The organism is Fructilactobacillus myrtifloralis (assembly GCF_024029335.1).
Classification (GTDB): domain Bacteria; phylum Bacillota; class Bacilli; order Lactobacillales; family Lactobacillaceae; genus Fructilactobacillus; species Fructilactobacillus myrtifloralis.
Genome location: NZ_CP097116.1, coordinates 1,375,317 through 1,397,195 on the forward strand (window position 1 = coordinate 1,375,317; position 21,879 = coordinate 1,397,195).

Here is a 21,879-nt window from a genome sequence, read left to right on the forward strand (position 1 = left end):
ATGAAATTTTTACGCAAACATCTTTTGACTAGCCGCATTATTTGTACCTTGTCTATTTTGGTTATTTCAATTATTGGACAAGATATTATTGTTCCCGGAATTGACCCGGCGGTAGCCGAGGCTTCCTTGTCCAAGCAGACCTTCTTACAAATGCTGGGGGTAACCATCGGTGGAGAACTTAAAATCCCCACGTTACTCTCGCTCGGATTAGGTCCCTACATGATGGGCTTGATTATTTGGCAGGCGGTGTCCGCCCTTGATTTTGACTGGGTAAACCGCCTCACGGTGAGTCAAACCGGGTACATTCAAAAAACCATCACGTTAATTTTGGCCATTTTGCAGGCCATTCAGTTAATGATTTTTATCAAACCGGCTTTAGTGCCGCTCGTAATCATGAATCACACCTTATCCATGGACGTTTCGCAACTGGGAATTGTATTAATTTTAGTGGCTGGGGCAATGTTAACGGTTTTTCTGGGGAATATTAATACCGAAAAAGGGTTCGGTGGGATTTCTGTTCTGATTCTCCCTGGAGTTTTAATTGGGTTACCACGAGCGTTACAAGCTGGTTGGCAAGATTTGAACTATCCTTTAACCATCCCGCACCTGATTACAGCTGGGGTGGTAACTGTCATCGTAATTATCATTCTTGTGATGCTTTTGCAAATCGAACTCCGAATCCCACTGCAACGACCGCTCATTGAAGGAACGGGAAGTAAATCGTACTTACCCTTTAAACTCTTAGTTGCCGGCGCGATGCCCTTTATGTTTTCCTCGACGTTGTTTTTGATTCCAAACGAGTTGATCGAATCTAACGGCATGTTGCGTTCAAGTGGTTTTTCTGATTTTGTCCACACGATTACCGATCAACAGACGGTGTGGGGGATCATTAACTACGGGGTCATTATCATGCTGTTAACGTATATCTTTGGTTTCATTACGGTTCAACCCTTGCGACTTTCAAAACAGATGAAAGAGAACGGCGAATACATTTTAAACGTTTTCCCTGGTACGGCTACCACGGAATACCTCGTGAAGTGGTTTTTAATCATGGCAACGTGGGGAGGACTGTGTTTAGTTGTCATTGCGATCATTCCGTTGATTATCGGACTCAAGTGGCATGGAATCGCTAACTATACGGTCTACATTGGGAGCGTCGCAATTTTAGTTACCATCATTCAAGGAATGTGGGAACAAATTAACGCCCTATACAGTAAATACAGCTATCGAGTTTTTAACTAAGGGGGTGCGCTAATGACATTAATTATTCCGAACTTTCAGGATGCCCACGGGCGACCGTTGGCTGATTTACCGGAAGTGGGACTGGCCAAGATGTTACAGCAGGCTGAAGAACCAGTGGAGCTGGCTTTTGTGCAATCATCACTGACGTTAAAGCGGGATCTCCAACAACTTGGGTTGCAAGACATCCCATACTGGGATGTGTTTGCCGACTTACAGCACGTGGAGTCGATCGAAGGCTTGCCGTTAAACGTGTTCGACTTTCCGGCTCCAGCTGGCTATGAACCCTTCTTTAACCCTAGTAACAATCAAGTTTGTTTGTACAAGGACAACACACTGGCGGTGGAAATTACCGTTCACAATCAGTTGGAGGTGGAGCGGGTCGTTTACTTTGAACCAGATGGCGTCCGGCGGATTAATTACTATTCGGATGCCGGTTTCTTGAGTACAACCGTATGGCTGAATGTGACCGACCAGATTATTCGCCAGGAATGGTATACGCCGTTGCACCAAGTGGTCTTTTGGATGGACGAAGCGCAACAATTTCAGATTGATCCAGCGTTTCAAAGCGAGTTTTCGTTGTCGACCTATCCGAGCTTGCAAAGCATCATTAAGGAACGCTACGAACGGCATTTTCACACTCCAGAGCATGTGGTTGCGGCCTACCGTTCAGGTGTAGCCGCGGAAGACCAGTTTCATTTATCGTTACCGGCTCAGCACATGATTGCGCTCCTTGAACCAGAAGTTCATTTGGACAAAGTCGCGCAACTCAAACGCCAGTTTCCAAAGGCGCAGTGGGTGTTTCCTAGTCAAAAACTCGCCCAACGCTTTCAGGATGAGTATGATGACGATCTAGAGCAAGTGGTGGCGATTGAACCCTACCCCACGAGTTTTGACCCCGGCCTAAGTAACGAGTTTGAAGCCCAGTTTGTCTATCTCCAGTTACGCAACCAGACGGAAGCCCGGATTTCCCAACTAGTTGAGGGGGTCTTACCCGAATTACAACAGGATGAGAACATTGTGCTGCTGGTGGCGGGGGATGATGCTTCCCGACAGTTGATGCAAGCCTACCAACGCCTCTGGATTCAGCAACACCTCGGAGTAGATGTGAATGGCGACGAATTCACTATGTACACGGATGCGGCCCAACCCCAGAACTTTCAAACGGAGTCCGAGTGGCTGGATTACATCGATAATGAAGTAATCCAGGATGATGTTGAACTAACGGAAGCTGATCTCCATCGCTTTTATCGGGCCAGTTTATTTCAAACTCAGATTCAATTTATCAAAGAGCAGGAACAGAGCAGTGCCGAACTATTTCAAAAGGTGCGTCTGTTTGTGGACATGGGAGTCCATGCCGATTTGAAGAAACAAATTCAGGCCATTTCAGCGGGGGTTCCGATTATCAGTACCACTCCGACGGATTTAGTCCGGACCGGGGAAAATGGTTTTTATAATCAAGAACTGGCCGACTTGCCCGACCAACTTAACTACTTTTTACAGGACCTGCATCATTGGAATCAAGCCGTTGTGGCGAGCGTGGACCTAATGGAAGAATACGAACAAGAACAGCTTTTAGAGCGCTGGAAGGGGGTTTTAAAGCATGGCAAGGCCTAAATTTGTGACCGCGGTCATTCACATTGGGAATGCCGATTACACGGCAGCTGCCCAATATTTAACGGATGACTATCAGTATTATCATAGTGATAGCGTTGCTCCAGACCAAACCCCACTTCCCGATCAGCCGTTGCTGAAAGAGAACGGGAAGTTAAATCCGAAGTACCGGAATGCCGTGTTTATTCTGGACGCCGGGTTCCCCTGGTTAGATGATCCAGCCGTTTTAAGCCAGCTTCCCGCTAACCAAATTTTACTAACTGAGCAACTTGAACTCAGTCCAGCCGCCAGTTCCATTTTAGCGTTGAAGGGCGCGTTTGTGACTGACCGCCAGACCCCTGAGGAGCTCATGAAGGAGATTCAACACTTCTTTTACTTTGATCCAGATGGGTATCGGTTTGATCCGCGAGCTTGGCACTTTAACTGGGAAGCCCTTAATTCAATTCAACTGCGGGGCAATGTCTATCACGATTTAGAGTTAAAACCGACGGACACGTGGCAATTAATTACGGCTCCCCACGATTCCTTTTTCTTACCCGCTAAAATGGCCGATAAGGTGTCGTTGGATTATCAGATAGAGGACGGCGCTGAACTAGGGCTAAAACTGACGCAAACGAATGCACAAACGAAGCAGGTCATCAAAACCATTTTTCTGACTGGCGATCAATTAGAACACAGCCTGGACGTGATTGGAAATGAAGTCCCATCGTTCTTCCAGGCTCTGCTGTACGGAAAGGGGCAGGGACACGTCCAAGTCGGTGATTTACACGTCCGGCGTTCCCGTGGTCCCTATGGAGAAATGATGCCCAACGATGTGGTGTTGCAAGATCAAGCATTACATGGTAATGTAGGAATTTATTTTGATGCAGGGGACTTAAAACCACCGTTGAACGTTTACTTTGCCGGTTATCGGACCAAGGAAGGTTACGAAGGCCGGCGCATGATGGAAAACTTTGGGGCGCCCTTCTTATTAATTTCTGACTGGCGGTTGGAAGGAGGGGCTTTCTACCTCGGCGATGAGGAGTTTGAAGCCCAAATTGTGTCGATCATCCAGGAAAAATTGCACGCCCTTGATTTTAAACCGTCTGATTTAATTCTAGCCGGAATGTCAATGGGAACGTTTGGTGCGTTGTACTATGGTGCTCGTTTGAATCCAGCTGGGATTGTGCTCGGGAAGCCCCTTGCTGAACTGGGCACGATTGCGCAGAACGGTCGGGTGAAACGCCCGAATGACTTTCGCACGAGTGAAGACATGCAACTGTACTTTGAACCAGATTTATCGGACACTTCCAGTCATGACCTAGACCAACGCTTTTGGAAAAATTTGGAAAACGGTCACTTGCAAAACACCACGTTGGCGATTGCTTACATGTTTCAAGATGACTATAACCGGGATGCCTATCAAGGGATTCGCCAGCGCTTTGTGCAGCTAAACCCGACGGGAAAATTGCTAGCAAAGGGGTTTGAAGGGCGGCACAATGACCAGACCCTTCCAATTGTGACGTGGTTTCAACGGCAGTACTGGTATTTGTTGTCCCAGTTTGGGCGCAAGAAGCCGCAAAAAGTGAAACAGGCAGGCATGAAGCAGAAAAAGGGTGCATAATATGGAAACCATTTATGGGTTAACCTGGGATTCGTCTGATCCAAATACCGATACATATGGATCCCAAATTGCTTATAATCGGGCCGGCTTCGTTCGGTACCAAAATGAACTGCAACCGGCAGGCAAGAAAATCCACTGGTGGGAAACCAAAATTCCAGCTGGTGACGCCCAAGGGCCACACTATGGGAGTAAAGTGTTGCCCCAGTTGCCCCGCCAGGAAAAATTCCATCTGCTGTTAGACGGAACGATTACGCCGGACGAATCGGTGGGGATCATGTTGTTGACGTATGATCAGCATCATCAACTGGTGAATGAGACCATGTCCCTATCGAAGCAGTTAACCTTTGAGTTGACGGATGAAGAAGTTGATTATGAGATTTCGCTGGTAAAGTTTAACAACGAGCACCTGGAGTTTCGGGCCTTGTTTATTATTCCAGATCAGATCTGGAAGACCTTTACCATTCAACCGCGGTTTGACATGGCGGCGATCGACCTCGTTCCAAAGCGAACGGATGCAGTGGCCACGACGGGTACGGTAATTGTGCGGAGCTTTAATCGCGTTGTTGATGCGACCCCGTTATCCGGATACGAGGCTCTCGAACCGCATCGCATCATTTGGATCACCGCCGATTGGGATGCCACTGATTTAGCGCAGAAGTTAACCGATTTTAAAACCGAGTTTCACTTACGCTCAGTTCAGCTCATTGGTGGGGATCTCATTTCCCAAAAACTGTTAGTGGATGTGGAACGGTCCGATAATTAAAAGAAAGTAGGAATTGCTATGAATTTTTTCATTAACCAAGCGATGGGTATGGGAAATTCAGGTGTGGAACACGCCGAATTTTACCGCGCTGCCCGGTTTAGACAAGCCAAGTTACCATTTCGCTTTTTATTTTTAAACCTAGTTCCCGAATTACACCAGGCCATGGATCGGTGGGGTCTCAAGGATCACGAAGTGTTAAATCTGTGGGAATACCTAGTGCTCGGTGATGAGTACCTGAAAACGGGACTGAAAAAACGGATCAAAGCGCACAAAGGGACCATGGTAATTGATGGGACCAATACCAACCGGAAACAAGAACTAATCACCGATTCAGGGATATGCGTGGTGCAACACTTCTTTAAGGGACCAGATAAGCAACACCCGGACAATCAAATTTTACAGGTTGGCGTTTCACGGGTGGAACTCTATTCGGTGAAAACCGGGGAACGAAAGGTGATGTACCACATTGAAAACGATGTGCACCGTGGACCCAACGTGATTAACATTCATTTGTTTAATGAACACGGTCATCACTTGTTCTTCCGCAACCTATACGATCTGCATCGCTACTTCTTTGAAAACGTTGACCGGGCTTACCACGGTAAGAGTAATTTCATTATCGACCGGGGTGAATTTGCCGATGACGTTCTCATGGAAGACCGAATTCCAGACTCAAAAATCATTTACATTGTGCACGCCGACCAGTTATCCAATCGGGATGATCCCAAGTATCCATTGTGGAATGACCACTACGAATACATGTTGGAACACATCCATGAGGTGGACCGGGTCGTAACGGCGACTAAATTACAACGAGATGATCTGTTGGTCGACGAACCAAGTGCCAAGGACATCGTAACGGCCATCCCAGTGGGAGGAGTTCGTGACGGGGTAACGAAACAGCAGGGACGTAAAGCGCACAAGCCGTTCCGACTCATCACGGCTTCCCGGCTTGCGGCTGAAAAACACGTGGACGTGGCGATTAAGGCGGTTGCAAAATTGCACGACCAGGGGAAGGCAATTCAGTTCGACATTTACGGTCAGGGAGAAGAGCAAAAGAAGCTCGAACAAACCATCAAATACTGCCATGCTGAGGATTACATTCACATGAAGGGTCTTTCCCACGACTTGGAACATGTCTATCCGAAGTATGATGCGTTCATTTCAACCTCATTTTCAGAAGGATTTGGGCTCACTTACATCGAAGCGTTAAACGCTGGGTTGCCAGTGGTGACATTCAATGCGCGGTTTGGGGCCCAAGAGTTAGTGCATGATGGGGTGAACGGTTACCTGGTCGATCTCAAGCGGGACGATGATGATTATAACGTTGAACAAATTCAAGGTGCCCTGCAAAAATTACTGAAGGGGAATAACTACTCCAAGTTACAGGCAGCAACCAGTAAATCGGTCGCAGAATTTCAAGATCACATCACCGCGGATAAATGGAGGGATTTAATCAATGGATTACGTACTAGTAAATAACGTGGTCGCCGATAATCAGTGGCAACAAATTAAAGCGCAAGCGTCGGATCCCAAGCATCCAAATGTGATTTCGTTAGTTTCGGCGCCGAAGTTAGGCAAGTATTTTGGGGAACCCGGCGTAAATGGCATTAACGTTTTGGATCGGTTAACCCACCGGAAGTATCACCCCGGTCAATACCGATTCTTCAACGACGTGCCGGTGCCTTATTGGGACAAGGTGTTTGTGAACAAGGATGGGAGTATTTCCATCTATGATCATGGTTCAGAGATTGGCAAGGAATATCTCTATCCAAACACCAGAAGAGCGGCGCAGGATGTACGTTACACCAACCCAGATGGCACGATGGATTACATTGAAGAGTATGCCTACGACGGGACGATCTTCAGTAACCTGTTTTATGCGGAAGATGAAATGTTAGAAATGGTCTTTTATGATCAACAACAACGTCCGGTGGTTCGATACTACCTCTATCAAAAGGTTATTAACCTAGTGACGGTGGAAGATCCAGAAACGCATGAGGTCTTAAAGCGGTATGATTCGTTGGATGCCTTTTACAATGATCAACTGCAGAGCATTGTCACTGCGGATGATACGGTTACGATTGACTACATGGGTGTGGAATTGCTTGCACTTGCCAATACCAAGTCTCACAACATTTTACGGTTAGCCGAAAGTCCGCTTGATGATCAAGGACACGTCCGTGGCAACCTGGTTGACATCCTGACGGATCGAATTAAAACCATCCAGACCGTGCAAGTGTCCGCCGACGATTATAAAATTTTAGAAAAACAGGACCTACCACTTGAAAAAGTTACGATAATTACAGATAATGTAAATATCTAAATAATTGCACATAACTTTTTTGTTACAAGTTTTATAAAGATAAAGAAGGTATGTCTTTTAATAATTTACAGTAACTCAAAATGATTAAAGGAGCCCAAATATGAGTAGATTTAATCAAAAACGTCGCGAGGCTATTTTTGATAACAATAAAAAAGTCCGCTATCGGATGTATAAAGCCGGGAGAAGGTGGCTGGTTGCCGGAACTGCAACCGTTACTGGACTTGCGGCTAGTTTGTTTTTAGGTGTGCCCTCGACGTTCGCCGATGCCGCCCAACAAGTCTCCAAACAAGTTGACGAAAATAGTGACCTGTTGATTAGTAATCAAAAGGCCACCATTCCGTCGACTTCAACTTCTAATAGTGATACTAGTAGTGACAGCACGAGCTCAGTCAGTGAATCAACGACGTCCGAATCAACTAGTTCAGTGAGTGAATCGACTGATTCAACTTCTAACAGCTCGACGTCAACTTCCAGCACTAGCGAGAGCAAGAGTGACAGTGCGGAAAGTACTTCTACGACTGCTAGTCAGTCCGAAAGTACCACTGCTGCTGAAACCCAGGATGCTTCTCAAGTTAGTGAAGTAGGGTCTGCTTCAACTTCAGTTGTGGATGGGTCCATGAACATCCAACTGGCCGCCGCAAGTAATGACAGTCAGTCGAAGTCAACGTATACCACTTCTGAAATCGATTCCATTAGTAACTCAATTAGCGATGACTACGATTCTCAATCGGCATCAGCTAGTGAGTCACTTTCGCTTGTTTCAGGTTCACAACTAAATGATGCGTCTGTAGCTGCTAGTGCCAGCAAGTCAACCAGCGCTAGCCAGGTTAAGGATTCGCAATATAACGCCAGTGTTTCTAATCGGGACCGTTCTTATTCAGAATCTAATAGTCGCGTAGATGGATCATTATCAAAATCTGCTTCTGCTTCCGCTAGCCGGAGCAAGCTTGGCTTTGACAGTATGAGTCAATCAAACTCAACGTGGCTTGATAGCGCTTCCGCTTCGCATGCTAACAGTACTTCGTACGATTCCCAATGGTCTTTCGTTTCGGATGCCCTCTCACGGGGAGCTAACTCATTTGAAATTAAGTACCCGAACGGTGGTGCTCCCGTAAGTGAACAAAGATCATTTAAATCAGAACAAGATTTTCTTAGCATTCAAGCTAGTAACCTTTCATCCGTTGAAAATAGTGCGTTGACTAGCATTAACGATAGCCATATTATCGTTCAGGATTCTGTTAGTCGGTCTGCAAGCAAGTCTGCATCAGTTAGTGCTTCAAATTCAACGTCGAATTTTGACAACCTAGCTTCTAGCGCTTCCGCTTCTGATAGCAACGTTAACAAGAGCATTTCTAACTACCAACGTGATTCTGCGCAAGCCAGCATGAATTACGATAAGAGTGTGAGTGCCAGTCAATCGACTAGTCGGCAGTTGAGTAACGATTACTCCACGAGTATCGAAGGTTCTAACAGTCAGCTAACTAGTACTTCGGAATACATTAGTAAACTCCGCTCCCAAAGCCTGGAAGCTGGTGTTCTAGAATCAATGAGTGGATCCGCTAGTCAATCGGCTTCCGTTCTGTCCACTTCAGCAAGTAACAGTTTTTCGTCTTACTCTTCATACCTAAAGAGTAACTCGATGAACGAATCGAAAAATTACAGCATTACTAAGAGCCTGACGCTTTCCGAAAGCGAGGTTATTCACAATTACAATAGCGTCGTTGAAAGTGATGCAAGTGCCCGGGCTTCTCGGATGGGTTCACAATCGAACTCGGTTAGCTTGAGTCAATCAACCTCTGCAAGTCAGTCTGTTTCTGACATGGACGAAGTTTCCAGTCAATCACGGAGTGCTTCTACTAGTAGCAGTTTGAGCACGTCAGATCTGAACGAACAATCAACTTCCGCTAGTCGATCAGCTTCAGCAACTTCTGCTAGCACCACCGGCGTTGGTTCTGTTAGTGATTCACTCAGCACTTCTGCTTCGGTGAGCGCCAACACGTCTGATTCAACTAGTCGTGAAGCAGTTAACAGTGGCAGTCTTTCCGCTGAACACTCAATGGAACAGTCACTTTCGCGGAGTCAAGTAAGTGACGATGCGAGCGTTAGTGATTCTAAGAGCGCTTCAGATTCCCGTTCACAAGCGGATTCATTCTTCCAGTCCTACAGCAAGCGGCAGAGTATGTCGATTTCTGAACAATCTAACTCTGCTTCGAAGTCTACTTACTTTAGCTTGGGCTACTCCCTGAGTGACAGTAATAGTATTAATGCAAGCAACGTTTTCAGTAACTACATTTCTACGAGTGCTACTGACTCACGCGCAAGCATGGATAATAGTCTGTCGACGTCCGCTTCTAAATACTCGACTTCAATGCCGTCCGCAACTTCTGAGTACTTGAGTGACAGTACTTCTAAGAGCAAAGAGTTGATTAACTCCGAAAAGGCTTCAGTTTCACAAAGTGCTTCCTTGAAGAGTGCTAGTGATTCTAATGTTTCAACTTCAAACTCGAAGTCAATTAGCTTGAGTCAAAAGAGTCTTTCTGTTGAATCGGCAAGCATTACTTCAGCTTCAGCAAGTCGGTCGTTATCACTTGCAAATAGTGAACAACAATCACTTACTGACCAAGAATCGGCTTCAGCCTCAGCAACGAGTGCATCAACATCGGCTGCAAACTCCAATTCAGATAGCATTTCCGTGAGTGGTTCGGCCTCAGCCAGTGCTTCCACGAGTTCTTCCTTAAGTGCCGTTGGAGCTAACAGTATTAGTGCCAGTGTTTCTGGTTCTCTGAGTGCTTCTGGAGTTGCTAACGAATCTGCTTCTGCGAGCGCTTCAACCAATGCTTCTCAGTCGACTTCAACTTCAATTGCAAACGATTCGCAAAGTCAAAGCAAGCAAGCCTCAACTTCTGCTTCCATTAGTTTGAGTCAATTGAACTCAATCAGTGACAGCATGAAGGAAGTTGGTTCTGGTACGAACTCTGCCTCTGCTTCTACAAGTGCTTCCACGAGTGCTGAAACCAGCACAACGGCTGCTGACAGTTCTTCTATGAGTGCCAGCGTTAGTGATTCATCTTCAGTTAAACACGTTGATGACAGCACAGCGGCTAGTGCTTCCACGAGTGCCAGCGATTCAAACAGTGCACAACTCAGCATTTCCGCTGCTAACTCTAGTTCTGATTCGGCTAATGAATCTGTTTCGGCTTCACTAAGTGGTTCTAAGACGGGACCTACAAATGATTCTGCTAGTGCAAGTGCCTCAGTAAGTGCTAGTGATTCGGCGGTAGCATCTACTAGTCAAAGTCAATCGGCATCTACAAGCATGGCTGAAAAGTCGATGAGTGATGCCAGTGCTTCTACGAGTGCTAGTTCTGCCAGTGCCTCAGCCAGTGCTTCGAAGAGCATGTCGGCTGAAAGTAGTAACTCTGCTAGCCAGTCAGCAAACAAGAGCACGTCAGCTTCTGCTGCTGATTCAATGAGCAACGCAGCGGTTAGTGATAGTGCCAGCAAGTCAACGAGTCAATCGTTGTCTGAATCTGCTTCTAACTCGAAGTCGATTAGTCAATCAGGGATGGACAGTATCTCTGATTCAGAAGCTAAATCAATGAGTGATTCCATTGCTAGTGACAGTATGAGTGCTTCGAAGAGTACCTCTGAAGCTAGTGATAGTGCCTCAGCTTCAACTAGTTCCGAATCCGCTAGTGCCTCAGCTTCGACAAGTAAGGCAGTTAGCGAAAGCACTTCTGCGAGTGCTTCAACTTCTGAAAGCGATTCAGTAATGAAGAGTGTTTCAGAATCTGTATCGAAGAGTGGTTCTGGAATGGACTCACAATCAGCAAGCAACTCTGCTAGCCAAAGTACCTCAACTAGTACTTCAGCTGCGAAGTCAACGAGTGATTCCATCAGCACTTCTGCTTCAATGCAAAGTAAAGCTGACTCGACGAGCACGTCTAAGAGTGCTTCCACGAGTAAGTCTGATGAAACTTCGATGAGTAACAGTACTTCTACTGCTAACTCCGCAAGTACTTCCGCTTCTAAGAGTGCTAGCGAATCCGCCAGTGCTTCGAAGAGTCAAAGTGTAAGCATTTCTAATGCTGACTCAACTCCAGGTTCTCGGAGTACCTCAGTAAGTACGTCGATGAGCGAAGCTTCTGACAGTGCTTCGAAGTCCACGAGTTCCTCGGACTCCTCATCAATGAGTGCCAGCAAGTCGGCTTCCGCAAGTGCGAACTCGAAGTCAACCAGTGATGCCAGTGCTTCTAACAGTATTGCTTCGAAGAGTACTTCAACTAGCATGTCGATGAGCACCAGTTCATCTGCAAGTAAGTCAGCAAGTCAATCCGCAATGGACAGTACGTCTGACTCCGCTGCTAAATCAATGAGCAACTCCGTTGCTAGTGATAGTACGAGTGCTTCCGCAAGTACTTCCGCTAAGAGCGACAGTGCTTCAACATCAATGAGCAATGCTTCTGATAGTGCCTCGAAGTCCGCGAGCGACTTCGCAAGCAACAGTAAGCAAGCTAGTGAATCAACTTCCATGAGCAATTCTGAAGCTAAGAGTCTTTCCGACTCAGTTTCAACGAGTGGATCTGGAACTGATTCAGCCTCAGCAAGCAAATCAGCAGAGCAAAGTGCTTCGATGAGTACCTCAGCAGCTGACTCAGCAAGTATCTCTGCCAGCAAATCAGCTTCAATGCAAAGCGATGCAGATTCGATGAGCACGTCTGCGAGTTCCTCAGCTAGTCAATCTGACGAAACTTCGATGAGCATCAGTACCTCAACTGCGAACTCCGCAAGTACTTCTGCTTCCACGAGTGCTTCAGCATCAGCTAGCGCTTCGAAGAGTCAAAGTGAAAGCAATGCTTCCAACTCAACTCCAGGATCAGCTAGTGATTCAGTAAGTGTTTCGATGAGCAATGCTTCTGATAGTGCTTCGAAGTCCATGAGTTTCTCGGACTCCTCATCAATGAGTGCCAGCAAGTCGGCTTCCGCAAGTGCGAACTCGAAATCCACTAGTGATGCTAGTGCTTCTGATAGTGCAGTTTCAAAGAGTGCTTCGATGAGTACTTCAACGAGCACGAGTGCTTCCGCAAGCAAGTCAGCAAGTCAATCCGCAATGGACAGTACGTCTGACTCTGCTGCTAAATCAATGAGCAACTCCGTTGCTAGTGACAGTACGAGTGCTTCCGCAAGTACTTCCGCTAAGAGCGACAGTGCTTCAACATCAATGAGCAATGCTTCTGACAGTGCTTCGAAGTCCGCGAGCGACTTCGCAAGCAATAGTAAGCAAGCAAGTGAATCAACTTCCACGAGCAATTCTGAAGCTAAGAGTCTTTCTGACTCAGTTTCAACGAGTGGATCTGGAACTGATTCAGAATCTGCAAGCAACTCAGCAGAGCAAAGTGCTTCAATGAGTACTTCGGCAGCAATTTCTGCCAGTGATTCAGCAAGCAAATCAGCTTCAATGCAAAGCGATGCAGACTCGATGAGCACGTCTACGAGTGCCTCAGCTAGTCAATCTGACGAAACTTCGATGAGCATCAGTACTTCAACGGTTAACTCTGCAAGTACTTCTGCTTCCACGAGTGCTTCAGCATCAGCTAGCGCTTCGAAGAGTCAAAGTGAAAGCAATGCTTCCAACTCAACTCCAGGATCAGCTAGTGATTCAGTGAGTGCTTCGATGAGCAATGCTTCTGATAGTGCTTCGAAGTCCACGAGTTCCTCGGACTCCTCATCAATGAGTGCCAGCAAGTCGGCTTCCGCAAGTGCGAACTCGAAATCCACTAGTGATGCTAGTGCTTCTGATAGTGCAGTTTCAAAGAGTGCTTCGATGAGTACTTCAACGAGCACGAGTGCTTCCGCAAGCAAGTCAGCCAGTCAATCCGCAATGGACAGTACGTCTGACTCCGCTGCTAAATCAATGAGCAACTCCGTTGCTAGTGATAGTACGAGTGCTTCCGCAAGTACTTCCGCTAAGAGCGACAGTGCTTCAACATCAATGAGCAATGCTTCTGATAGTGCCTCGAAGTCCGCGAGCGACTTCGCAAGCAACAGTAAGCAAGCTAGTGAATCAACTTCCACGAGCAATTCTGAAGCTAAGAGTCTTTCTGACTCAGTTTCAACGAGTGGATCTGGAACTGATTCAGCCTCAGCAAGCAACTCAGCAGAGCAAAGTGCTTCAATGAGTACTTCGGCAGCAATTTCTGCCAGTGATTCCGCAAGCAAATCAGCTTCAATGCAAAGCGATGCAGACTCAATGAGCACGTCTACGAGTGCCTCAGCTAGTCAATCTGACGAAACTTCGATGAGCATCAGTACTTCAACTGCGAACTCCGCAAGTACTTCTGCTTCCACGAGTGCTTCAGCATCAGCTAGCGCTTCGAAGAGTCAAAGTGAAAGCAATGCTTCCAACTCAACTCCAGGATCAGCTAGTGATTCAGTGAGTGCTTCGATGAGCAATGCTTCTGATAGTGCTTCGAAGTCCACGAGTTCCTCGGACTCCTCATCAATGAGCACCAGCAAGTCAGCTTCAGCAAGTGCCAACTCGAAGTCCGCTAGTGATGCTAGCGTATCAATGAGTAACGCTTCTAACAGTGCTTCCATGAGTGCTTCGATGAGTGCCAGCGCTTCCGCAAGCAAGTCAGCAAGTCAATCCGCAATGGACAGTTCTTCTGATTCTGCTATGAAGTCGATGAGCAACTCCGTTGCTAGTGAAAGTACCCAAGCTTCGGCAAGTACTTCTGCTAAGAGTGATAGTGCTTCAATGTCGATGAGTAACGCTTCTGACAGTGCTTCGAAGTCCATGAGTGACTTGGCAAGCAACAGTAAGCAAGCTAGCGAATCAGCTTCGATGAGTACTTCAACTGTTAAGAGTCTTTCCGACTCAGTTTCAATGAGTGGCTCTGGTAACAACTCAGCCTCAGCAAGTACATCAGCGGCACAAAGTGCCTCAATGAGTACTTCGGCAGCAATTTCTGCTAGTGATTCAGCAAGTACTTCTGCTTCAATGCAAAGCGATGCTGACTCGAAGAGTACTTCTGCAAGTGCTTCAGCTAGTCAATCTGACGAAACTTCGATGAGCATCAGTACTTCAACGGTTAACTCCGCAAGTACTTCTGCTTCCACGAGTGCTTCAGCATCAGCTAGCGCTTCGAAGAGTCAAAGTGAAAGCAATGCTTCCAACTCAACTCCAGGATCAGCTAGTGATTCAGTGAGTGCTTCGATGAGCAATGCTTCTGATAGTGCTTCGAAGTCCACGAGTTCCTCGGACTCCTCATCAATGAGCACCAGCAAGTCAGCTTCAGCAAGTGCCAACTCGAAGTCCGCTAGTGATGCTAGCGTATCAATGAGTAACGCTTCTAACAGTGCTTCCATGAGTGCTTCGATGAGTGCCAGCGCTTCCGCAAGCAAGTCAGCAAGTCAATCCGCAATGGACAGTTCTTCTGATTCTGCTATGAAGTCGATGAGCAACTCCGTTGCTAGTGAAAGTACCCAAGCTTCGGCAAGTACTTCTGCTAAGAGTGATAGTGCTTCAATGTCGATGAGTAACGCTTCTGACAGTGCTTCGAAGTCCATGAGTGACTTGGCAAGCAACAGTAAGCAAGCTAGCGAATCAGCTTCGATGAGTACTTCAACTGTTAAGAGTCTTTCCGACTCAGTTTCAATGAGTGGCTCTGGTAACAACTCAGCCTCAGCAAGTACATCAGCGGCACAAAGTGCCTCAATGAGTACTTCGGCAGCAATTTCTGCTAGTGATTCAGCAAGTACTTCTGCTTCAATGCAAAGCGATGCTGACTCGAAGAGTACTTCTGCAAGTGCTTCAGCTAGTCAATCTGACGAAACTTCGATGAGCATCAGTACTTCAACGGTTAACTCCGCAAGTACTTCTGCTTCCACGAGTGCTTCAGCATCAGCTAGCGCTTCGAAGAGTCAAAGTGAAAGCAATGCTTCCAACTCAACTCCAGGATCAGCTAGTGATTCAGTAAGTGCTTCGATGAGCAATGCTTCTGATAGTGCTTCGAAGTCCACGAGCTTCTCAGACGCTACGTCAATGAGCACCAGCAAGTCAGCTTCAGCAAGTGCCAACTCGAAGTCCGCTAGTGATGCTAGCGTATCAATGAGTAACGCTTCTAACAGTGCTTCCATGAGTGCTTCGATGAGTGCCAGCGCTTCCGCAAGCAAGTCAGCAAGTCAATCCGCAATGGACAGTTCTTCTGATTCTGCTATGAAGTCGATGAGCAACTCCGTTGCTAGTGAAAGTACCCAAGCTTCGGCAAGTACTTCTGCTAAGAGTGATAGTGCTTCAATGTCGATGAGTAACGCTTCTGACAGTGCTTCGAAGTCCATGAGTGACTTGGCAAGCAACAGTAAGCAAGCTAGCGAATCAGCTTCCATGAGTACTTCAACTGTTAAGAGTCTTTCCGACTCAGTTTCAATGAGTGGCTCTGGTAACAACTCAGCCTCAGCAAGTACATCAGCGGCACAAAGTGCCTCAATGAGTACTTCGGCAGCAATTTCTGCTAGTGATTCAGCAAGTACTTCTGCTTCAATGCAAAGCGATGCTGACTCGAAGAGTACTTCTGCAAGTGCTTCAGCTAGTCAATCTGACGAAACATCGATGAGCATCAGTACTTCAACGGTTAACTCCGCAAGTACTTCTGCTTCGAAGAGTGCCAGTGAATCAGCAAGTGCTTCCATGAGTTACAGTGAAAGCATTTCGAAGTACGATTCACAGCCAGGCTCACAAAGCATGTCTGTAAGTGCTTCGATGAGCAATGCTTCTGATAGTGCTTCGAAGTCCACGAGCTTCTCAGACGCTACGTCAATGAGCACCAGCAAGTCAGCTTCAGCAAGTGCCAACTCGAAGTCCGCTAGTGATGCTAGCGTATCAATGAGTAACGCTTCTAACAGTGCTTCCATGAGTGCTTCGATGAGTGCCAGCGCTTCCGCAAGCAAGTCAGCAAGTCAATCCGCAATGGACAGTTCTTCTGATTCTGCTATGAAGTCGATGAGCAACTCCGTTGCTAGTGAAAGTACCCAAGCTTCGGCAAGTACTTCTGCTAAGAGTGATAGTGCTTCAATGTCGATGAGTAACGCTTCTGACAGTGCTTCGAAGTCCATGAGTGACTTGGCAAGCAACAGTAAGCAAGCTAGCGAATCAGCTTCGATGAGTACTTCAACTGTTAAGAGTCTTTCCGACTCAGTTTCAATGAGTGGCTCTGGTAACAACTCAGCCTCAGCAAGTACATCAGCGGCACAAAGTGCCTCAATGAGTACTTCGGCAGCAATTTCTGCTAGTGATTCAGCAAGTACTTCTGCTTCAATGCAAAGCGATGCTGACTCGAAGAGTACTTCTGCAAGTGCTTCAGCTAGTCAATCTGACGAAACTTCGATGAGCATCAGTACTTCAACGGTTAACTCCGCAAGTACTTCTGCTTCCACGAGTGCTTCAGCATCAGCTAGCGCTTCGAAGAGTCAAAGTGAAAGCAATGCTTCCAACTCAACTCCAGGATCAGCTAGTGATTCAGTAAGTGCTTCGATGAGCAATGCTTCTGATAGTGCTTCGAAGTCCACGAGCTTCTCAGACGCTACGTCAATGAGCACCAGCAAGTCAGCTTCAGCAAGTGCCAACTCGAAGTCCGCTAGTGATGCTAGCGTATCAATGAGTAACGCTTCTAACAGTGCTTCCATGAGTGCTTCGATGAGTGCCAGCGCTTCCGCAAGCAAGTCAGCAAGTCAATCCGCAATGGACAGTTCTTCTGATTCTGCTATGAAGTCGATGAGCAACTCCGTTGCTAGTGAAAGTACCCAAGCTTCGGCAAGTACTTCTGCTAAGAGTGATAGTGCTTCAATGTCGATGAGTAACGCTTCTGACAGTGCTTCGAAGTCCATGAGTGACTTGGCAAGCAACAGTAAGCAAGCTAGCGAATCAGCTTCCATGAGTACTTCAACTGTTAAGAGTCTTTCCGACTCAGTTTCAATGAGTGGCTCTGGTAACAACTCAGCCTCAGCAAGTACATCAGCGGCACAAAGTGCCTCAATGAGTACTTCGGCAGCAATTTCTGCTAGTGATTCAGCAAGTACTTCTGCTTCAATGCAAAGCGATGCTGACTCGAAGAGTACTTCTGCAAGTGCTTCAGCTAGTCAATCTGACGAAACATCGATGAGCATCAGTACTTCAACGGTTAACTCCGCAAGTACTTCTGCTTCGAAGAGTGCCAGTGAATCAGCAAGTGCTTCCATGAGTTACAGTGAAAGCATTTCGAAGTACGATTCACAGCCAGGCTCACAAAGCATGTCTGTAAGTGCTTCGATGAGCAATGCTTCTGATAGTGCTTCGAAGTCCACGAGCTTCTCAGACGCTACGTCAATGAGCACCAGCAAGTCAGCTTCAGCAAGTGCCAACTCGAAGTCCGCTAGTGATGCTAGCGTATCAATGAGTAACGCTTCTAACAGTGCTTCCATGAGTGCTTCGATGAGTGCCAGCGCTTCCGCAAGCAAGTCAGCAAGTCAATCCGCAATGGACAGTTCTTCTGATTCTGCTATGAAGTCGATGAGCAACTCCGTTGCTAGTGAAAGTACCCAAGCTTCGGCAAGTACTTCTGCTAAGAGTGATAGTGCTTCAATGTCGATGAGTAACGCTTCTGACAGTGCTTCGAAGTCCATGAGTGACTTGGCAAGCAACAGTAAGCAAGCTAGCGAATCAGCTTCGATGAGTACTTCAACTGTTAAGAGTCTTTCCGACTCAGTTTCAATGAGTGGCTCTGGTAACAACTCAGCCTCAGCAAGTACATCAGCGGCACAAAGTGCCTCAATGAGTACTTCGGCAGCAATTTCTGCTAGTGATTCAGCAAGTACTTCTGCTTCAATGCAAAGCGATGCTGACTCGAAGAGTACTTCTGCAAGTGCTTCAGCTAGTCAATCTGACGAAACATCGATGAGCATCAGTACTTCAACGGTTAACTCCGCAAGTACTTCTGCTTCGAAGAGTGCCAGTGAATCAGCAAGTGCTTCCATGAGTTACAGTGAAAGCATTTCGAAGTACGATTCACAGCCAGGCTCACAAAGCATGTCTGTAAGTACTTCGATGAGCAACGCTTCTGATAGTGCTTCGAAGTCAACGAGCTTCTCAGACACAACGTCAATGAGTACTAGCAAGTCAGCTTCAGCAAGTGCCAACTCGAAGTCCGCTAGTGATGCTAGCGTATCAATGAGTAACGCTTCTAACAGTGCTTCCATGAGTGCTTCGATGAGTGCCAGCGCTTCGGCAAGCAAGTCAGCAAGTCAATCTGCAATGGATAGTTCTTCTGATTCTGCTATGAAGTCGATGAGCAACTCCGTTGCTAGTGAAAGTACCCAAGCTTCAGCAAGTACTTCTGCTCAGAGTGACAGTGCTTCAGCATCAATTAGTTCGAAATTAGATAGTGAATCAACTTCTAATGACAAGGCAGTTAGCGAAAGTGTTAATGCTAGTCAATCGACTTCTATGAGCGCTTCAGTTGCTAAGAGTCAATCGATTTCCGCATCGAAGAGCGGCTCTGGAACTAATTCTGAATCAGCAAGTACTTCAGCTATGAAGAGTGCTTCTCTCAGTGGTTCAGCAACGACTTCAACCAGTCTTTCTGCTAGTGTTTCGGCCTCAATGGACAGTCAAGTAAACTCAAAGAGTGCTTCTGCAAGTGCTTCCACGAGTCAATCTGACGAAACCTCCATGAGTGTCAGTGCTTCAACTGTTAACTCTGCTAGTGCTTCTGCTTCGAAGAGTGCGAGTGAATCAGCTAGCGCTTCGAAGAGTTACAGTGAAAGCATTTCAAAGTACGATTCACAGCCAGGCTCACAAAGTATGTCTGTAAGTACTTCAATGAAGGAAGCTTCGAAGAGTGCTTCAGCATCAACGAGCTTGTCTGATTCAACTTCACTGAGTCAAAGTAAGAGTGCTTCTGCTAGTGATGTTTGGAAGTCAGAAAGCGACGTTAGTGCATCAAATGCAGCTAAAGTTCAAAGCAACTCGAAGAGTACGTCCATGCTGAACTCCACTTCCACGAGTCAATCAGTTAGTCAATCGATCGAGAATAGCATTTCTGCTTCAGCAATGCGGTCCTTGAGTAACAAGATTGTTAGTCAAAGTGACAGTGCTTCCTTGAGTACCTCGGCTGCTTCCAAGAGCGCTTCAATGTCAACAAGTATGAAGGTTGATAGCGAATCTGCATCTGACAGCATGGCAATTAACAACAGTAAGGAAGCAAGTCGCTCAACTTCGATGAGTACTTCGACAGTTAAGAGCTTGTCTAACTCAGTTTCATTTAGTGGATCTGGAATGAACTCCGCTTCAGTAAGCATGTCAGCAGCTCACAGTGCTTCCTTGAGTAGTTCCGCTACTGCTTCAACGAGTCTTTCTGCTAGTGCTTCGGCTTCGATGGAAAGTAACGCTGACTCCTTGAGCACCTCAGCCAGCGCTTCGACGATCTTGTCTGATCAAGATTCGTTGAGTAAGAGCATTTCGATCTTTAGATCTGCAAGTGACTCTGCTTCAACATCGTCATCGTTGTCTGCCAGTGCTTCGGCAAGTCAAAGTGCCAGCTTTGGTAAGTACACTTCAAACTCAGGTTCACAAAGTGATTCTTCAAGTGCTTCTATTTCTTACCAAAGTGAAAGTGCTTCAACTTCAACGTTCTTGTCAAAACAAGCTTCTATGAGTACAAGTACTTCCGCTGCAGTTAGTGAAGTCAAGAAGTCTGAAAGTGACTTTAGTGCTTGGAAGAGTGCTACTTCCGTAAGTGGTTCGAAGAGCGCATCGATGAGTGAATCGACTTCAACTAGTAAGTCGGTTAGTCGTTCCGTAATTGACAGCACGTCTGACTCAGCAATGCGGTCCTTGAGTCGCGACATTGTTAGTCAAAGTGATAGTGCTTCAGCAAGTACGTCGGCTGCCTCGAAGAGTGCTTCAACGTCAAGTAGCATGGAATCTGTGAGTGCTTCTGAATCTGCTAGTGCTGCTAACAGTAACAGTAAGCGGGCTAGTCGTTCTAGTTCTATGAGCACCTCACAGGCCAAGAGCTTATCAGCTTCTGTTTCATTTCATGGTTCTGGTACTAATTCGGCTTCAACTAGCATGTCAGCAGCAAACAGCGCTTCAGCAAGTATGTCGGCTGTGAAATCCATGAGTACTTCTGCAAGTACTTCTGGTTCACTAGAAAGCAAGGTCAACTCCATGAGTGGATCGGCTAGTGCTTCCACGAGTCTGTCTGATAAGACGTCGACGAGTGTCAGTGCTTCTACCATCAACTCGGCAAGCACCTCTGCTTCGACATCATCATCGTTGTCTGCTAGTGCTTCTACTAGTCATTTGACAAGCCGTTCAACGTACGCTTCAAACCCTGGATCACAAAGTGATTCAACGAGTGCCTCTGCTTCACAACAAAGTTACAGCGCTTCAAGATCGACGAGTCTTTCTCAATACACTTCCATGAGTATGAGTCGGTCAGCTTCACTTAGCTTTGTTTCGAAGTCTGCTAGTGATGATAGTGCTTCAACTAGCGCTACTTCGAAGAGTGCTTCGATGAGTACCTCGATGATTGACTCTGACGCAAGCAGTAAGTCGATGAGTGAATCAGCTATCATTAGTACGTCTGATTCAGCAGCCAAATCGACTAGCATCTCAGACGCAAGTGTGAGTGCTTCAGGTTCAACTAGTGCTGCTTCTCGGAGTACAAGTGCTTCAACCTCTGCAAGTATTTCCGGTTCAATTAGTAGTTCAATTGTTAACGACAACAATGCTGCTAACAATGGAAATGCTGGGAATAACGGAAATACCGGAACTAACGGTAATATGAATCCAACGCAATCAAACAACGGCAACGTTGCTGGTGGTAACGGATTTGCACCGGTAATTGGGAACGGAGCCTTAGCAGGTCTCGCAGCCGTTAATGGAAATGCCATTATTCCAGGCTTGGTTGGTGCAGCTGTGCAACAGTTGGCTACGAATAACAACGGTGGTAATAACCAGAATAATGCTGGCAATGCCAACGCTGCGAACGCAAATGCTAACGCACAAGCCAATGCTAATGCGGCGAACGCGAATGCAAATAATCAAAATGCGAGTCGGAAGACTAAGCACAAGAAGCATTCGTCGAAGACGAAGGTTAAGGACTTTGCTAACAAGCAAAGAATGAACCAAAAGCAACACAAGAACACTAATTATGCAGAACCAATCGCCTTTGCCTTGGCAGGGTTCGGAATTCTTGGATTGTTGTTGTTCTTGCTCTTCAAACGGAACAAGGATAATGACGATAATTCTCGAAACTAATCTCCGATCTGATTGGGAAAACTTAATTTAAGGCA

General features: G+C 46.5%; 37 protein-coding genes and 1 pseudogene. 8 read left to right on the forward strand and 30 right to left on the reverse strand.

The features are described 5' to 3' along the window. Positions 1–57 precede the first annotated feature (57 nt). From M3M35_RS06810 to M3M35_RS07390, 7 genes and pseudogenes are all read left to right on the forward strand, one after another. Entirely contained in the window at positions 58–1,242 is a 1,185-nt protein-coding gene (locus M3M35_RS06810; protein ID WP_252749894.1) for a hypothetical protein, read from the forward strand. Between the two features lie 12 nt (positions 1,243–1,254). Beyond that, entirely contained in the window at positions 1,255–2,856 is a 1,602-nt protein-coding gene (asp1, locus tag M3M35_RS06815; protein ID WP_252749895.1) for an accessory Sec system protein Asp1, read from the forward strand. After that, positions 2,843–4,456 carry an accessory Sec system protein Asp2 gene (gene asp2 / locus M3M35_RS06820; protein ID WP_252749896.1) on the forward strand — a complete coding sequence of 538 codons (1,614 nt, stop codon included), beginning with the start codon at positions 2,843–2,845 and terminating at the stop codon, positions 4,454–4,456. Before asp1 ends, asp2 begins: the two co-directional genes overlap by 14 nt. Position 4,457: 1 nt before the next feature. Then, positions 4,458–5,219 carry an accessory Sec system protein Asp3 gene (locus tag M3M35_RS06825; RefSeq protein WP_252749897.1) on the forward strand — a complete coding sequence of 254 codons (762 nt, stop codon included), beginning with the start codon at positions 4,458–4,460 and terminating at the stop codon, positions 5,217–5,219. A gap of 18 nt (positions 5,220–5,237) precedes the next feature. Next, positions 5,238–6,701 (forward strand): glycosyltransferase, encoded by a 1,464-nt coding sequence (locus tag M3M35_RS06830; protein WP_252749898.1) that lies wholly within the window; start codon positions 5,238–5,240, stop codon positions 6,699–6,701. Next, on the forward strand, positions 6,679–7,545 hold the full coding sequence (locus tag M3M35_RS06835; RefSeq protein WP_252749899.1) for a hypothetical protein: 867 nt from the start codon (positions 6,679–6,681) through the stop codon (positions 7,543–7,545). Before M3M35_RS06830 ends, M3M35_RS06835 begins: the two co-directional genes overlap by 23 nt. A 100-nt stretch (positions 7,546–7,645) precedes the next feature. Continuing rightward, positions 7,646–7,780 (forward strand): annotated as a pseudogene (locus M3M35_RS07390) (KxYKxGKxW signal peptide domain-containing protein); the annotation flags it as partial. A gap of 86 nt (positions 7,781–7,866) precedes the next feature. Here M3M35_RS07390 and M3M35_RS06840 read toward each other — a convergent pair. From M3M35_RS06840 to M3M35_RS06985, 30 genes are all read right to left on the reverse strand, one after another. Further along, positions 7,867–8,022, reverse strand: a complete 156-nt coding sequence (locus tag M3M35_RS06840; RefSeq protein WP_252749900.1) for a hypothetical protein — start codon at positions 8,020–8,022, stop codon at positions 7,867–7,869. A 1,359-nt stretch (positions 8,023–9,381) separates the two neighbouring features. Further along, positions 9,382–9,543 carry a hypothetical protein gene (locus M3M35_RS06845; protein WP_252749901.1) on the reverse strand — a complete coding sequence of 54 codons (162 nt, stop codon included), beginning with the start codon at positions 9,541–9,543 and terminating at the stop codon, positions 9,382–9,384. Positions 9,544–10,068: 525 nt separating this feature from the next. Then, a complete protein-coding gene (locus tag M3M35_RS06850) occupies positions 10,069–10,380 on the reverse strand; it encodes a hypothetical protein (protein ID WP_252749902.1) in 312 nt (103 codons plus the stop codon). An 87-nt stretch (positions 10,381–10,467) separates the two neighbouring features. Next, complete coding sequence (locus tag M3M35_RS06855) at positions 10,468–10,695, reverse strand: hypothetical protein (RefSeq protein WP_252749903.1); 228 nt, start codon at positions 10,693–10,695, stop codon at positions 10,468–10,470. 147 nt (positions 10,696–10,842) lie between these two features. Next, positions 10,843–11,022 (reverse strand): hypothetical protein, encoded by a 180-nt coding sequence (locus tag M3M35_RS06860; RefSeq protein WP_252749904.1) that lies wholly within the window; start codon positions 11,020–11,022, stop codon positions 10,843–10,845. Between the two features lie 78 nt (positions 11,023–11,100). After that, positions 11,101–11,505, reverse strand: a complete 405-nt coding sequence (locus M3M35_RS06865) for a hypothetical protein (protein WP_252749905.1) — start codon at positions 11,503–11,505, stop codon at positions 11,101–11,103. 105 nt (positions 11,506–11,610) lie between these two features. Then, positions 11,611–11,835, reverse strand: a complete 225-nt coding sequence (locus tag M3M35_RS06870) for a hypothetical protein (protein ID WP_252749906.1) — start codon at positions 11,833–11,835, stop codon at positions 11,611–11,613. A 39-nt stretch (positions 11,836–11,874) separates the two neighbouring features. Further along, positions 11,875–12,261, reverse strand: a complete 387-nt coding sequence (locus M3M35_RS06875; protein WP_252749907.1) for a hypothetical protein — start codon at positions 12,259–12,261, stop codon at positions 11,875–11,877. A gap of 123 nt (positions 12,262–12,384) precedes the next feature. After that, entirely contained in the window at positions 12,385–12,636 is a 252-nt protein-coding gene (locus M3M35_RS06880; RefSeq protein ID WP_252749908.1) for a hypothetical protein, read from the reverse strand. 9 nt (positions 12,637–12,645) lie between these two features. Beyond that, the gene (locus tag M3M35_RS06885; protein WP_252749909.1) at positions 12,646–13,032 is read right to left on the reverse strand and encodes a hypothetical protein; all 387 of its coding nucleotides are present in this window, start codon (positions 13,030–13,032) and stop codon (positions 12,646–12,648) included. Between the two features lie 123 nt (positions 13,033–13,155). Beyond that, complete coding sequence (locus M3M35_RS06890) at positions 13,156–13,407, reverse strand: hypothetical protein (RefSeq protein ID WP_252749910.1); 252 nt, start codon at positions 13,405–13,407, stop codon at positions 13,156–13,158. Between the two features lie 9 nt (positions 13,408–13,416). Beyond that, the gene (locus M3M35_RS06895) at positions 13,417–13,803 is read right to left on the reverse strand and encodes a hypothetical protein (protein WP_252749911.1); all 387 of its coding nucleotides are present in this window, start codon (positions 13,801–13,803) and stop codon (positions 13,417–13,419) included. Between the two features lie 123 nt (positions 13,804–13,926). Next, entirely contained in the window at positions 13,927–14,178 is a 252-nt protein-coding gene (locus tag M3M35_RS06900) for a hypothetical protein (RefSeq protein ID WP_252749912.1), read from the reverse strand. 9 nt (positions 14,179–14,187) lie between these two features. After that, complete coding sequence (locus M3M35_RS06905; protein WP_252749913.1) at positions 14,188–14,451, reverse strand: hypothetical protein; 264 nt, start codon at positions 14,449–14,451, stop codon at positions 14,188–14,190. Positions 14,452–14,697: 246 nt separating this feature from the next. Next, positions 14,698–14,949 carry a hypothetical protein gene (locus M3M35_RS06910; protein WP_252749912.1) on the reverse strand — a complete coding sequence of 84 codons (252 nt, stop codon included), beginning with the start codon at positions 14,947–14,949 and terminating at the stop codon, positions 14,698–14,700. Positions 14,950–14,958: 9 nt separating this feature from the next. Beyond that, a complete protein-coding gene (locus tag M3M35_RS06915; protein ID WP_252749913.1) occupies positions 14,959–15,222 on the reverse strand; it encodes a hypothetical protein in 264 nt (87 codons plus the stop codon). 246 nt (positions 15,223–15,468) lie between these two features. Next, entirely contained in the window at positions 15,469–15,720 is a 252-nt protein-coding gene (locus tag M3M35_RS06920) for a hypothetical protein (RefSeq protein ID WP_252749914.1), read from the reverse strand. A 9-nt stretch (positions 15,721–15,729) separates the two neighbouring features. Continuing rightward, complete coding sequence (locus M3M35_RS06925) at positions 15,730–15,993, reverse strand: hypothetical protein (protein WP_252749915.1); 264 nt, start codon at positions 15,991–15,993, stop codon at positions 15,730–15,732. A gap of 246 nt (positions 15,994–16,239) precedes the next feature. Continuing rightward, a complete protein-coding gene (locus M3M35_RS06930; protein WP_252749916.1) occupies positions 16,240–16,494 on the reverse strand; it encodes a hypothetical protein in 255 nt (84 codons plus the stop codon). Between the two features lie 9 nt (positions 16,495–16,503). After that, a complete protein-coding gene (locus tag M3M35_RS06935; protein ID WP_252749913.1) occupies positions 16,504–16,767 on the reverse strand; it encodes a hypothetical protein in 264 nt (87 codons plus the stop codon). 246 nt (positions 16,768–17,013) lie between these two features. Further along, positions 17,014–17,265: a hypothetical protein gene (locus M3M35_RS06940; RefSeq protein WP_252749914.1), complete on the reverse strand. Its 252-nt coding sequence runs from the start codon at positions 17,263–17,265 to the stop codon at positions 17,014–17,016. A 9-nt stretch (positions 17,266–17,274) separates the two neighbouring features. Further along, positions 17,275–17,538 (reverse strand): hypothetical protein, encoded by a 264-nt coding sequence (locus tag M3M35_RS06945; RefSeq protein WP_252749915.1) that lies wholly within the window; start codon positions 17,536–17,538, stop codon positions 17,275–17,277. Positions 17,539–17,784: 246 nt separating this feature from the next. Further along, complete coding sequence (locus M3M35_RS06950) at positions 17,785–18,039, reverse strand: hypothetical protein (protein WP_252749916.1); 255 nt, start codon at positions 18,037–18,039, stop codon at positions 17,785–17,787. Between the two features lie 9 nt (positions 18,040–18,048). After that, complete coding sequence (locus M3M35_RS06955; protein ID WP_252749913.1) at positions 18,049–18,312, reverse strand: hypothetical protein; 264 nt, start codon at positions 18,310–18,312, stop codon at positions 18,049–18,051. Positions 18,313–18,558: 246 nt separating this feature from the next. Beyond that, a complete protein-coding gene (locus M3M35_RS06960) occupies positions 18,559–18,813 on the reverse strand; it encodes a hypothetical protein (protein ID WP_252749917.1) in 255 nt (84 codons plus the stop codon). Positions 18,814–19,659: 846 nt separating this feature from the next. After that, the gene (locus M3M35_RS06965; protein WP_252749918.1) at positions 19,660–19,878 is read right to left on the reverse strand and encodes a hypothetical protein; all 219 of its coding nucleotides are present in this window, start codon (positions 19,876–19,878) and stop codon (positions 19,660–19,662) included. A gap of 300 nt (positions 19,879–20,178) precedes the next feature. Next, positions 20,179–20,427, reverse strand: coding sequence for a hypothetical protein (locus M3M35_RS06970; RefSeq protein ID WP_252749919.1), 249 nt, complete (start codon positions 20,425–20,427; stop codon positions 20,179–20,181). A gap of 6 nt (positions 20,428–20,433) precedes the next feature. Next, positions 20,434–20,580: a hypothetical protein gene (locus M3M35_RS06975; RefSeq protein ID WP_252749920.1), complete on the reverse strand. Its 147-nt coding sequence runs from the start codon at positions 20,578–20,580 to the stop codon at positions 20,434–20,436. A gap of 36 nt (positions 20,581–20,616) precedes the next feature. Beyond that, positions 20,617–20,823 carry a hypothetical protein gene (locus M3M35_RS06980; RefSeq protein WP_252749921.1) on the reverse strand — a complete coding sequence of 69 codons (207 nt, stop codon included), beginning with the start codon at positions 20,821–20,823 and terminating at the stop codon, positions 20,617–20,619. A 168-nt stretch (positions 20,824–20,991) separates the two neighbouring features. Continuing rightward, positions 20,992–21,159 carry a hypothetical protein gene (locus M3M35_RS06985; RefSeq protein WP_252749922.1) on the reverse strand — a complete coding sequence of 56 codons (168 nt, stop codon included), beginning with the start codon at positions 21,157–21,159 and terminating at the stop codon, positions 20,992–20,994. On the opposite strand from M3M35_RS06985, the gene M3M35_RS06990 reads away from it, so the two are divergent. After that, positions 21,140–21,844 carry an LPXTG cell wall anchor domain-containing protein gene (locus M3M35_RS06990; RefSeq protein WP_252749923.1) on the forward strand — a complete coding sequence of 235 codons (705 nt, stop codon included), beginning with the start codon at positions 21,140–21,142 and terminating at the stop codon, positions 21,842–21,844. The genes M3M35_RS06985 and M3M35_RS06990 overlap by 20 nt on opposite strands. Positions 21,845–21,879 lie beyond the last annotated feature (35 nt).